General features: G+C 41.9%; 13 protein-coding genes. 10 read left to right on the top strand and 3 right to left on the bottom strand.

From position 1 onward, the window contains the following. Positions 1–2: 2 nt before the first annotated feature. Positions 3–452, bottom strand: coding sequence for an arginine repressor (locus FRZ06_05915; protein ID QOX62907.1), 450 nt, complete (start codon positions 450–452; stop codon positions 3–5). A 403-nt stretch (positions 453–855) separates the two neighbouring features. Here FRZ06_05915 and ruvC point away from each other — a divergent pair, with 403 nt between their 5' ends. The 8 genes from ruvC (at position 856) to rlmD (ending at position 9,087) form a co-directional block, all read left to right on the top strand. After that, on the top strand, positions 856–1,365 hold the full coding sequence (ruvC, locus tag FRZ06_05910) for a crossover junction endodeoxyribonuclease RuvC (protein QOX62906.1): 510 nt from the start codon (positions 856–858) through the stop codon (positions 1,363–1,365). A gap of 94 nt (positions 1,366–1,459) precedes the next feature. Then, entirely contained in the window at positions 1,460–2,047 is a 588-nt protein-coding gene (gene ruvA / locus FRZ06_05905) for a Holliday junction branch migration protein RuvA (GenBank protein ID QOX62905.1), read from the top strand. A gap of 4 nt (positions 2,048–2,051) precedes the next feature. Then, complete coding sequence (gene ruvB / locus FRZ06_05900; protein ID QOX62904.1) at positions 2,052–3,074, top strand: Holliday junction branch migration DNA helicase RuvB; 1,023 nt, start codon at positions 2,052–2,054, stop codon at positions 3,072–3,074. Positions 3,075–3,182: 108 nt separating this feature from the next. Then, positions 3,183–4,571: a SpoIID/LytB domain-containing protein gene (locus tag FRZ06_05895; protein QOX62903.1), complete on the top strand. Its 1,389-nt coding sequence runs from the start codon at positions 3,183–3,185 to the stop codon at positions 4,569–4,571. A 24-nt stretch (positions 4,572–4,595) separates the two neighbouring features. Then, positions 4,596–5,627, top strand: coding sequence for a tRNA preQ1(34) S-adenosylmethionine ribosyltransferase-isomerase QueA (gene queA, locus FRZ06_05890; GenBank protein QOX62902.1), 1,032 nt, complete (start codon positions 4,596–4,598; stop codon positions 5,625–5,627). Between the two features lie 97 nt (positions 5,628–5,724). Continuing rightward, a complete protein-coding gene (tgt, locus tag FRZ06_05885) occupies positions 5,725–6,843 on the top strand; it encodes a tRNA guanosine(34) transglycosylase Tgt (GenBank protein ID QOX62901.1) in 1,119 nt (372 codons plus the stop codon). 66 nt (positions 6,844–6,909) lie between these two features. Then, positions 6,910–7,848 carry a homoserine O-succinyltransferase gene (metA, locus tag FRZ06_05880; GenBank protein ID QOX62900.1) on the top strand — a complete coding sequence of 313 codons (939 nt, stop codon included), beginning with the start codon at positions 6,910–6,912 and terminating at the stop codon, positions 7,846–7,848. A gap of 84 nt (positions 7,849–7,932) precedes the next feature. Continuing rightward, a complete protein-coding gene (rlmD, locus tag FRZ06_05875) occupies positions 7,933–9,087 on the top strand; it encodes a 23S rRNA (uracil(1939)-C(5))-methyltransferase RlmD (GenBank protein QOX62899.1) in 1,155 nt (384 codons plus the stop codon). 173 nt (positions 9,088–9,260) lie between these two features. On the opposite strand, the gene FRZ06_05870 is transcribed toward rlmD, so the two are convergent. Further along, complete coding sequence (locus tag FRZ06_05870) at positions 9,261–9,857, bottom strand: TetR/AcrR family transcriptional regulator (GenBank protein ID QOX62898.1); 597 nt, start codon at positions 9,855–9,857, stop codon at positions 9,261–9,263. A 239-nt stretch (positions 9,858–10,096) separates the two neighbouring features. Here FRZ06_05870 and FRZ06_05865 point away from each other — a divergent pair, with 239 nt between their 5' ends. Together FRZ06_05865 and FRZ06_05860 are read left to right on the top strand one after the other, a co-directional pair. Continuing rightward, positions 10,097–10,903 (top strand): 4Fe-4S dicluster domain-containing protein, encoded by an 807-nt coding sequence (locus FRZ06_05865; protein QOX62897.1) that lies wholly within the window; start codon positions 10,097–10,099, stop codon positions 10,901–10,903. 186 nt (positions 10,904–11,089) lie between these two features. Beyond that, positions 11,090–11,317, top strand: coding sequence for a hypothetical protein (locus tag FRZ06_05860; GenBank protein ID QOX65856.1), 228 nt, complete (start codon positions 11,090–11,092; stop codon positions 11,315–11,317). 76 nt (positions 11,318–11,393) lie between these two features. Here the strand turns inward: FRZ06_05860 and FRZ06_05855 are convergent, their stop codons facing one another. Beyond that, positions 11,394–11,873 carry a hypothetical protein gene (locus tag FRZ06_05855; GenBank protein QOX62896.1) on the bottom strand — a complete coding sequence of 160 codons (480 nt, stop codon included), beginning with the start codon at positions 11,871–11,873 and terminating at the stop codon, positions 11,394–11,396. Between the last annotated feature and the right edge of the window lie 23 nt (positions 11,874–11,896).

Raw genomic sequence — 11,896 nt, 5'->3', positions numbered from 1 at the left:
CCTTATCTGATCATTTCGTTAAACCTGTTAACAAGTGAAGATACATTGGAAGGATCATTGACCACGATAAAGATCGTGTTGTCGCCTGCGATACTTCCGACGACATTAGGAATTCCAAGGGTATCGATTGCCTCTGCGGCAGCGTTAGCGCAACCGCTTAGCGTCTTTACCACGATAATATTGCCGGAATAAGCCACGGTTTGTATGGTTTCCTTAAAAATTTTAATATATCTGTCCGATATGGGTTGATCTACACTTGCGCCGACAGTATATTTGTATTTCCCTGATGAAGAAAGTGTTTTTACCAGCTGCAGCTCTTTGATGTCTCTGGAAATGGTAGCCTGGGTTACCTTGTACCCACTTTTTCTTAGCAGGGATACCAGTCTTTCCTGTGTTTCAACCTCGTGCGAGTTTATAATATCCAGTATCTTGTTTTGCCTAGAATATCTCATGCTGCACTTCCTTTCAAAATGAATAATTATTGAGTGTTTGTTATAATTATTATAACATAAATCTCAATTTCAAACGGTGTTGGCGGATTGAAATTTATGCTGCAATAGCGTATTTTTCTCAGCAATACAAGCGGTTGCCGGATGAAACTATTATAACACAATTCGAACACGATTCAACTAAAAAGAAATGAATTTACAAAATTTAGAAGTTTATTCATAAACTATAAAGGCAACTGCAAATTATTTTGCTCTCATGCCCCGAACAGAGGAAATCCCTATTCCTTTATAACCATTTTGAAATGGAGCGAATTGGCAGATAGAAATGGACAAACATATGTTTCTTATGCTAAAATGTAGGGAAGACACTGCATTCAAATTATGGTATACTATATTGGAGTTTTTTATGAGAATACTTGGAATTGACCCGGGCTATGCGATATTGGGCTACGGGATCGTAGATATGAAGGGCAATCGTTTTTCCGTTTGCGGATATGGAGCGATTACAACGGATTCCTCCATGGAAATGCCCGATCGGTTGAAACATTTGTACACGAACCTAATGGATATTATTCAGGAATTTGAACCTGATGTGGTATCCATTGAGGAACTGTTCTTTAATACCAACTCAAAGACGGCAATTCTTGTTGGACAAGCGAGAGGCGTTGCCATACTGGCGTGTGCGAACTCTGGTCTTGAGATCAGAGAATATACTCCTTTAGAGATTAAAATGGGTCTCGCAGGGTATGGAAGAGCAGAAAAAAAGCAAATTCAGTTTATGGTAAAGACGATACTGAATCTGAATGAAGTTCCAAAGCCTGACGATACCGCGGATGCACTTGCAGCTGCCATCTGTCATGGCAATTGTGCGGGACATTTAAGCAAAGTTGAGCGCTACAAGGCACTTGGCAAATAAGAATCTGAATTTAAAATAGAAGATCAGGGAACCGCCAGAGATGGATCAATAGATTTCGTATCTGCGGTTGAAGTATAAATGATAGGAGAACCATATGTTTCACTATATCAAAGGCGTGGCAGCAATGCGGTTCGAAGGCGGAATCGTCATCGAAACAGGCGGTATCGGTTATGAGATCTTTGTTCCCGATAATTCTCCCGTCTACCTTGCAGAAAGCGGCCAAACTGTAATGATTTATACCGTCATGGCTGTCAGGGAGGACGATGTCAGTCTTTACGGCTTTCATGACAAGGAAACACTAGAGCTTTTTAAAAAGCTTATTACAGTAAATGGGGTGGGAGCAAAGGCAGCCATGTCCATCCTGTCGATCATGCCAGCGGGAGAAATCAAAAAGGCAATCGTCTTTGAAGATGCAGCAGCTTTAACAAAAGCAAACGGAATCGGTAAAAAAATTGCACAGCGAATTACGCTTGAATTGAAAGATAAGATGGGTGCTGTAGGCGGACTTGCAGAAGCAGCTGAAAAAACTGTTTCAGACTCGGGAAAAACGGAAGCAATCAACGCGCTGATCAGCCTTGGCTATAGCAGAAGCGAGGCGATTACTGCCCTTGCTGAAGTCAGTGAGGAGCATCTTTCTGTAGAAGAATACATAAAGAGGGCATTGAAAGGGATAGGAAGATAACGGAATGGATTTTGAAGAAAGGATCACATCACCCGATAAGAACTTTGAGGAGGAAGGAATTGAGCTCAGTTTACGTCCTAAAAAACTTCTGGAGTATATCGGGCAAAAAGCGGTGACTGAAAATCTGCAGATCTTCATTGAGGCTGCGAAAATTCGCCGTGAACCGCTGGATCACGTACTTTTTTATGGTCCTCCGGGACTTGGAAAGACAACATTAGCAGGAATTATCGCCAATGAACTTGGCGTAGACCTTCGGATCACTTCCGGTCCAGCCATTGAACGAGCAGGGGATCTTGCGGCCATACTGACAAATCTCAATGATAACGATGTGCTTTTCATTGATGAAATTCACCGCTTGAATCGTTCTGTTGAAGAAGTACTGTATTCTGCGATGGAAGATTATGCTTTGGATATTATCATTGGGAAAGGCCCCTCCGCGAGGTCTATCCGATTGGACTTGTCAAAATTTACTCTGATCGGTGCCACCACCAGAGCTGGCAGTCTTTCCGCACCGCTTCGAGACCGTTTCGGGGTGCTGAGTAAATTCGAACTCTATACCATTGATGAGCTGAAAAAGATCATCAAGCGTTCCTCAGATATTTTAAACATCGGGATCGACGATGAATCCCTGACCGAAATGGCAAGGCGATCAAGGGGAACACCGCGTGTCGCGAATCGACTCCTGAAAAGAGTCAGGGATTTCAGCCAGGTAAAGGGCAACGGCACCATAGATCTTGAAATAACGAATCAGACACTGCAGTCGCTGGGAATTGATGCTCAGGGACTTGAAAATCTAGACCGTGAAATTCTAAAAATCATTATTGAACGGTTCCATGGGGGCCCTGTGGGAATTGATACGATTTCCGCTTCCATCGGTGAAGAAAGGGTTACCATCGAGGATGTCTATGAGCCTTATTTAATCCAAGCTGGATTTTTACACCGTACGCAAAAGGGAAGGATGGCATCGGAGCTGGCTTATCGCCATCTTGGGTTGGAATGTCCTTCAGATAAGCAGATTACGATGTGATCTGCGATGGTGCGATGTCATTCGCATGAAAATGGAATTCGCATAGAATACAATACATCAGCTTTTTACGGAATATGGTGTGAAAAAAGCTGAAATCAATGAAGGAATATGGGAAGTAGAATGAAACACGTCAGATTTACCATAATGATTATTATGTTCACACTGCTCCTGCCCTTATGCAGTGGATATCAGGCTGATGCAGCATCGAAACGTGATTATTTAAAGATCGGGCTGAAATTTGGAAGCAATTGTGTCTCGACTGGAATTCTAAAATCAGATCAAGGATTTCTTCTTGGAACCATTGATGGGAGACGCTTTGAAGAAGGAATGCCGCTCCCCGCGTATAATGAGATTGTAATTACAAATGAAAATGGAAATATTGTCGTCAAAGATAAGGATGGTATTTTGTTGTCTGCTGATATGGGTTCCTCCGGCTGTATTATGCCTGCCGATTATGATGATGACGGAGTTATATATTATGACGGAACGCCATATAGAGGTGGTGTACAATTTTTGGGAAAATCTAACGGTACCATGACCGTGATTAATGTTATCCGTCTGGAGCATTATGTATATGGAATTTTGAATTCTGAATTGGGTTATACCAACCCTAAGGAAGCATTGAAAGCCCAGGCAGTTGTAGCCAGAAGCTACGCGGAGCAAAATCTGGGAAAGCATTCCGCAGATGGGTTTGACCTTTGTACTTCTACCCATTGTCAGGTTTACAAGGGATATTCGGGTGAATTTGATGCCACAAATAAAGCGACGGATGAGACGGAAGGGGAATTTCTCCTTTATGACGGAGAACCGGTCTCTGCCTTCTATTATAAAAACAGTGGGGGATATACGCAGAATTCAGAAGATGTGTGGTCGGGAAAGCTTCCATATCTGAGAGCAGTAAAGGATGAGTACAGTCCCAGTTACCCCTGGAGTACCAGCTTATCCTTTGAAATCATTAAGACTAAGCTGGAATCTGCCGGATTTTCACCGGGAACCATTCAGTCGGTATCTATAAATGCTTATAATAATACCGGCGCGGTTTCCGAACTGAAGATTGTTGGAAGTGGTTCAACCGTTTACCTGAAGAAAGAAAATATCAGAAATGTTTTAGGCGCAACAATTATCAAATCAAATATGTTTACCCTTGGAAAAGGAAGCTCATCAGGCGTTGGTAACGGTACATGGAACATCAGCAATGGTCTAAGGGTAACCGAATCAGACGCAGATGCAAAACTGTATGTAATCAGTGATTCCGGAAAAGCTAGTAAAATAGATGCGGAGGGTGTATTTGGCTCTAACGGCCAGGTTACAATCCTACTCGGAACCAGATCCTCAGAGCCGATCCAAACAGTAACAAACGGAACTGTTGAATTCAACGGCTATGGATACGGTCATGGTGTGGGTATGCCCCAGGACAGCGCTGTAGAGATGGCGAAGCAAGGGTTTGATTATAAAGAAATTCTGGAGTATTTCTTTACGGACATAGAAGTAGAATAAAGAAAAAATAGAAGAGGAAAATGAATGCACATTAACGATTTTGATTATAATTTACCTGAGGAGCTGATCGCCCAGCATCCTGCTGATCAAAGAGACGAATCCAGGCTTATGGTGATTGACCGCAATACCGGTGAATTAGCCCATAAGCACTTTTATGATATTCTGGAATATCTGAACCCTGGAGACTGCCTGGTCATGAATAATTCCAAGGTACTTCCGGCTAGATTGTTTGGGGTAAAGGAGAGCACCGGAGCCAAAGTAGAGTTTTTACTGATCAAGAGGCTCGAGGGAGATACTTGGGAAACCATGGTTCGTCCGGGAAAACGGCTGCATCCTGGGGATCGAGTGTCCTTCGGCGACGGTGCTTTAATGGCAGAAATTATTGAGCATAGCGAAGGCGGCACCAGAATTGTGAAATTTGAATATGAGGGGGTCTTCCTGGAGCTTTTGGAACAGCTTGGTAAGATCCCGCTGCCTCCGTATATCGAAAGGGAGAGCGGTGCTGAGGATAAAGACCGGTATCAGACGGTTTACTGTAAGGAAGAAGGATCTGTTGCAGCACCAACCGCAGGGCTACATTTTACCGAGGATTTGCTACGCAGAGCAGAAGAAAAAGGCATAAAGCTTGCGTATGTAACACTCCATGTAGGAATTGGAACCTTTCGTCCAGTGAAATGTGAAACCATTGAAGAGCACAAGATGCATTTTGAAGAATATCATATCGACGAGAAGAATGCAGATATTATAAACGAAACGAAGCGAGCTGGCGGCAGAATCATATCTGTGGGCACCACTTCAACAAGAACGATGGAAAGTGCGGCTGCTGAGGATGGGACACTGATACCCGGTGAAGGAAGTACGGGAATCTTTATTTATCCCGGCTATCGGTTTAAGGTTGTGGATTGTTTGATCACCAATTTTCATCTTCCAAAATCCACCTTGCTAATGCTGGTGTCTGCACTGTATAATAGAGAGAATATTATTTCTGCTTACAACGAAGCAGTAGCGCAGAACTATCGGTTTTTCAGCTACGGCGACGCAATGTTTATCGTTTAGAGAATTGTGCTTCATTGACCGGCATAACGATTGCGTCAGTCGGGTATGATACAGTAAAGCTCAGGAATCATCTATTTTTTATAATATTGAGGGAAATATGGCAGCAGTTACGTATGAATTAATCAAAAAGGATTCAAAATCAAAAGCGAGAAGAGGAAGGGTTCATACTCCCCACGGGAGCATTGAAACCCCTGTTTTCATGCCTGTAGGAACAGCCGCTACGGTAAAAGCGATGCGTCCAGACGAAGTGAAAGAGATGGGGGCGCAGATTATCCTGTCCAACACCTATCATCTTTATCTGCGTCCGGGACATGAAATCGTAAGAGAAGCCGGCGGTCTTCATAAATTTATGAATTGGGACAGAGCGATCCTGACGGACAGCGGAGGATTTCAAGTATTCAGCCTTGGCGATCTTAGAAAGATCACCGAAGAAGGGGTGGAATTCCGATCTCATATCGACGGGTCGAAGCATATGCTTTCACCGGAAAAGTCCATTGAGGTCCAAAACGCGCTGGGATCTGACATCATTATGGCATTTGACGAATGCGCCCCTTATCCTGCTGACCGCGGATATGTAAAGAACTCTCTGGAAAGAACCACAAGGTGGTTGAAACGGTGCAAGGAGGCCAATAAGAATGAGGATTTTCAATCCTTATTCGGAATCATGCAGGGCGGAATGTATCAGGACCTTCGCTATCAGAGTGCTATGGAAATCGTAGACCTGGATCTTCCAGGCTACGCCATCGGCGGACTGAGCGTAGGAGAGCCGAAGGATATTATGTACGAGGTGCTGGACTATTGCGTGGATTATCTTCCCGCAGACAAGCCCAGATATCTAATGGGTGTAGGAAGTCCGGATTATCTGTTTGAAGGTGTAGAGCGTGGCGTGGATATGTTTGACTGCGTACTGCCCACGAGAATTGCGAGAAATGGAACCGCTATGACCTCTAGGGGCAGAGTGGTGATTAAGAACGCTGCCCATGAACGGGATTTCACAGCACTGGATCCGGAATGCGATTGCTATACCTGCCGTAATTATTCCAAGGCTTATTTAAGACATTTATTTAAATCCAATGAAATACTGTCATCCATGCTCCTTACCAACCACAATTTGCATTTTTTGATCAATCTGATGAGCAACATGCGAAAGGCTATTGAGGAAGACAGATTCCTGGAATTTAAGAGAGAATTTTATAATAAATATGGAAAATTCTAAAGAAGCACTGATTGAATGGAGTGTGCGCACGGAATGAATCAGCGCTTCCCTAAAGGAGGATGACTTATGCCGATACTAGTGCCGAAAGGTTTACCCGCATATAAAACCCTGAAAGAAGAAAATGTATTCGTAATGAATGAGCAGAGGGCCTCAAAGCAGGACATCCGGCCTCTGCACATCGCCATTGTGAATTTGATGCCGACAAAAGAAGTTACAGAAACGCAGCTGATCCGCATGCTAGCAAACACACCACTGCAGGTGGAATTGCAGCTACTCACTATGGATACCCATGACTCGAAAAATGCAGATAAGTACCATATGGAGACCTTCTATAAGACCTACGATGAAATCAGAAATCAGCGCTTTGACGGAATGATCATTACAGGTGCTCCGGTGGAGTTTCTGCCTTTTGAAGATGTAGACTACTGGCAGGAACTGACCGAGATCATGGAATATACGAAAAACAACGTGTTCAGCACGCTACATATCTGTTGGGGAGCGCAGGCTGGTCTTTACTATCACTATGGAATTGATAAATTTGTAATGCCGGAGAAGCTTTTCGGCGTATTTAAGCACGAAGTGAGAGATAAGAAGTCGGAATTTACAAGAGGCTTTGACGAAGAATTCTTTGCCCCCCATTCCAGACATACTCAGGTAAGCCGAGATGAAATCCTCAAAAATCATGATTTAAAAATCCTTGCAGAATCGGATGCCACCGGCCCGCATATAATTTCTAGTAAGGATAAGAGACAGATCTTTGTACAGGGTCACATGGAATATGACAGGGAAACCTTAAAGCTGGAGTACGACAGGGATATCAAAAAGGGACTGGATATTGCAGTTCCCCAGAATTACTTCAGAGATGATGATCCTCAAAAGGGAATTGTGGTTAAATGGAGTGGTCACGGCAATCTGTTCTTTGCCAACTGGCTCAACTATATCTATCAGGAAACACCTTACGATCTCAGCAAACTGGATGAAATCGGAAAGAAACATAAAAAATAAAGAATGGTAAGCGGATGAAGGCAAAGGGAGCGGAATAAACCGATTTCCTTTGCCTTATGAATCATAAAGACAGCGGAGGGAAACATGGAAATCTGCAAGCATAACGAAAACTGCGGCGGTTGTATTTATCAGGGAATGCCCTATCAGGATCAGATCATATTGAAGGGCAAGGAAGTGATGCGGCTGCTGGAAGAGAAAAAAGTAGCTTATGAGAAATATATGGGGATCGAAGGAAGTCCCAAACGTACGGAATACCGGAATAAGATGGAATATACCTTCGGAAACGAAGAAAAAAACGGGGAAATGACGCTGGGCATGCACAAAAAAGGCCGGTTCATGTCCATTATTACCGTGGATGAATGTCAGCTTGTGGACCCTGATTTTAACAAAATCCTGAGAGCCGCTCTGGATCATTGCAAAGAAAAAGGTTACCCCTTTTATCATAAAAAATCCCATCAGGGTCTACTTCGGAACTTGATTATCAGAAAAGGGGAGAACACAAAGGAACTGCTGGTCAATATCGTTACCACCACCCAGCAGGAATTTGACGATACAGCGTTTGCAGAGACGATCCGATCCCTTGCGCTTGAAAACACCCTTGTTGGAATTCTCCATACCTATAATGACAATGTTGCTGATTTTGTATACTGCGACAGAATGGAAACCCTTTGGGGCAGAGACTATTACATGGAAGAGCTTTTGGGGTTGAAATTTAAAGTCAGCGCGTTTTCGTTCTTCCAGACCAATATCCTGGCCATTGAAAAGCTCTATACGGAAGCACTGGCGCTGATCCGAGAGCCGGAAGGAAAAACAGTATTCGATCTTTACTGCGGAACAGGTACCATCACCCAGACATTGGCCCTTCGCGCTGGAAAAGCCATTGGCGTTGAAATCGTGGAAGAAGCGGTGGAGGCTGCCAGAGAAAATGCAAAGCTAAACGGACTGGAGAACTGCGAATTCATCGCAGGTGATGTCCTGAAAGTTTTGGATGATCTTGCGGAGAAACCGGACGTCATCGTACTGGACCCACCAAGAGTCGGAGTTCACCCAAAAGCCCTTGAAAAAATAGTTAACTATGGGGTTAAACAAATCGTGTATATCTCTTGCAATCCCAAGACACTCGTTGAAAATCTGAGCTTTATGCAGTACTATGGGTATCAGGTGAAGACGGTGAAGGCGTTTGACAATTTCCCGAATACGAAGCATATTGAGAGTGTGGTACTTTTACACAAAGAATAACGCTGCAGTTTTAGCGGTCTACAGTAGTTCAATTGAATAAATTAGAATAAAGGCGTGAGAAGATGATGACTTTCACGTCTTTACTTTTGATACTAATAATAAGTACAATAGAAATAAGTGGAGTTAGGTTCGGTAGCGCCTTGTTCCGGAGCTGCGTGATTCTTTATTTGGAATCACCGCTTTTGGGGACTCTCCTTTAAGACATTCAAATCAATATAAAAGGGTAAGGCTTTCTTAATATATTGTTCTGCTGGGAGTGAACTGTGAGTTTGCCAATTTACGGATGCTCCGTAAATTCCCCAACTTAATATAGCCGCACCTATTTTTAAAGATTCCGAATCCAGTCTAAACTGTTGGTTTAAAAGAAGAGAATAAAATAAATCTTCCAATTCTGCTTTTATTTTTTGTTCAATTTTCGAACTGTAAGATTCATAACTTTTTCTACATTGTGTGCTCAATTGTGTATTTAAATTTGTATGAAACTCAGTTAATGCAAGAAATATTTTTACAACAGTCTCTTCATTTAACCGATCGTAATCATTCAAGTTTTCAATAATGCTTACTACAATAGTTTCGGTTATTACAGCATCCATTAAATCATACTTATCATAAAAATGAGCATAAAATGTGGCACGATTAACCATTGCTGCATCGGTGATATCCTTTATCGTAATATCTTTGAAATCTTTATTATGATTTAAATTAATAAAAGCATCCATCAACAGTTTTTTCGTTCGTACAATCCTTGGATCAATTTTTGTACTTTTCATATATATTTCTCCTCTTCTATACATAGACAACAATTTCATACATTTGTTGTCTATGCAACAAAACGCTGAAATTGACGATTGAGAGTAAATGAGTTCTACTTTAAAATAAATTATACAGCATGTGTTGTCTATGCAAAAGGTGTTAGATACAAAATATTTTATTAAGTAAAGAAAAATAATAAATTTGGCGAGAGCAAAGGTCGGAAAACTCAACTATTCAATTGAAAACGAGGTAGAATATGGAACGAAAAATAACTGTCGATAAAAACAAATGTATTCATTGTGGTTTGTGTATAAAGGATTGTCCAACTTCCAGCATAGAATTTGACGGTGATAAAATTCCTGAATTTAGCGAAGTTAGGAAAGAAAGATGTGTTGCCTGTCAGCATTGCATGGCTGTATGCCCTGAGGGTGCACTGTCATTTGGTGGCAAGAATCCTGACGATTCAGCAGAAGTCAGCTACGGAAACAGTGATGAATTGTTGAACCTGATCAAGTCAAGACGAAGTATAAGATACTACAAAAATGAAAGTGTGCCGACTGATAAACTTGATAAAATCAAAGAGATGCTGGCGTTTCCACCAACAGGAGCTAATGCAGACAGTCTGCATTTCACCATTGTCGGGACAAAAGAAAAAATGGATGAGATCAAAAAAGTTACTTATGAAAAAATACTGCAATCAAGTAGTGATTCGCCAATAATTCAGTTTCTAAAAAACAGCTATCAAAACGGTCAAGATATCAGTTATAGGGATGCGCCATCAATGGTTGTGGTTTCCGTTAATAAATCAACGGTAGTGCCGGGGTGTGAAACGACAGACCCAATCATTGCACTGTCTTATCTGGAACTATATGCTCAAAGCCTTGGAATGGGGACCATGTGGAGTCATGGAGCAGTCACTATAGTCAAGCAAAACCCTGAAGTCTATTCTTTGCTTGAAATCCCCGAAAATTATTCCTTGAGCTATATTATTCTTCTTGGTATTCCTGCTGTTAAGTATAAACGAACAGTTCAAAAAGAGGCGTCCAGCATAATAGTAATTTAATGATTATACAACAAAGAACGAAAAAGTAAGTAGAGCTCCGAGCTGTTTAATATCAACAGCCCAGAGCTTTATTTGCTGATTATACAATAGTCGCTCTACTTTTGTGCATTTTCAATAAGACACTACATTGCTTTATTCTATTCATCTTGGTACAATAAACATGGAGCAATGCATTGAGGAGAAATGATGAAAAAGAAAACGAGAACTAGAAACACCATTATTATAGCTTTCATTTTGATTTTGCTTTTCCCAATTCCGTTACGCTATAAAGACGGTGGAACGGTTAGATATCAGGCAATTTTGTACAGCATAACTGATTATCATGCGCTCAGAGGAGTAGAGGGTTACGACACAGGAATTGAAATTAAGCTTCTGGGTATATCAGTATATGAAAATACCACATTTGATCTATAAAAAAGGCACTAAAGCTGCCTCATGGTGAATATGTTTTTTTGATTCTGAGTTTTTAAAAAGCGCAATCTTGGCGCCCCTAAACGGTAATTTTCAGAAATTCAATCAAAGTGTCCGTAATAAGCTGGTGGTCGTCAAAATGATTACTCAGGCCCGAAACACAAATGCTTCCTATCACACCGGCATCTCGAAGCCGTATTGGAAACCCGCCTCCGCCAGCAGCATAATCATCCGGATTTAACTTACGATCTGCTATCGTCACTCCCTGCAGATCCAGCCAATACATGAACCGCAGGGAGGACATTTCCATGAGATCTACTGTATTCCTTTTGCGAAGCAGCCAATATTCACTATCCTTAACAGAACCCTCAGAAAAATACCGGAATACAACCAATCCATTTACGGTTATCTCGATCGCAATGGGTTCGCCGTATTTAATAGCATTTTCATTGAGCTGAAGACCGATGTTCAGCGCATCTTTTCGGGAAAACTTTTCAAATACGAATGTATTTTCTTGTAGCGCAAGTGCCTCAAAATTATTTTGCTTATCATGATTCATGGTATTGTCACCTTCCTATGAAA

The organism is Clostridiales bacterium (assembly GCA_015243575.1).
GTDB lineage: Bacteria > Bacillota > Clostridia > Peptostreptococcales > Anaerovoracaceae > Anoxybacterium > Anoxybacterium hadale.
This window is presented reverse-complemented; position numbering and strand designations above follow the sequence as displayed.

Bases quoted from the DNA above. Each gene is read 5' to 3' on its own strand.
- ruvB (QOX62904.1), top strand. From the start codon at position 2,052: ATGGATTTTGAAGAAAGGATCACATCACCCGATAAGAACTTTGAGGAG.
- FRZ06_05865 (QOX62897.1), top strand. From the start codon at position 10,097: ATGGAACGAAAAATAACTGTCGATAAAAACAAATGTATTCATTGTGGT.
- FRZ06_05895 (QOX62903.1), top strand. From the start codon at position 3,183: ATGGGAAGTAGAATGAAACACGTCAGATTTACCATAATGATTATTATG.
- FRZ06_05855 (QOX62896.1), bottom strand. From the start codon at position 11,873: ATGAATCATGATAAGCAAAATAATTTTGAGGCACTTGCGCTACAAGAA.
- FRZ06_05915 (QOX62907.1), bottom strand. From the start codon at position 452: ATGAGATATTCTAGGCAAAACAAGATACTGGATATTATAAACTCGCAC.
- metA (QOX62900.1), top strand. From the start codon at position 6,910: ATGCCGATACTAGTGCCGAAAGGTTTACCCGCATATAAAACCCTGAAA.
- ruvA (QOX62905.1), top strand. From the start codon at position 1,460: ATGTTTCACTATATCAAAGGCGTGGCAGCAATGCGGTTCGAAGGCGGA.
- rlmD (QOX62899.1), top strand. From the start codon at position 7,933: ATGGAAATCTGCAAGCATAACGAAAACTGCGGCGGTTGTATTTATCAG.
- tgt (QOX62901.1), top strand. From the start codon at position 5,725: ATGGCAGCAGTTACGTATGAATTAATCAAAAAGGATTCAAAATCAAAA.
- FRZ06_05870 (QOX62898.1), bottom strand. From the start codon at position 9,857: ATGAAAAGTACAAAAATTGATCCAAGGATTGTACGAACGAAAAAACTG.
- FRZ06_05860 (QOX65856.1), top strand. From the start codon at position 11,090: ATGAAAAAGAAAACGAGAACTAGAAACACCATTATTATAGCTTTCATT.
- queA (QOX62902.1), top strand. From the start codon at position 4,596: ATGCACATTAACGATTTTGATTATAATTTACCTGAGGAGCTGATCGCC.
- ruvC (QOX62906.1), top strand. From the start codon at position 856: ATGAGAATACTTGGAATTGACCCGGGCTATGCGATATTGGGCTACGGG.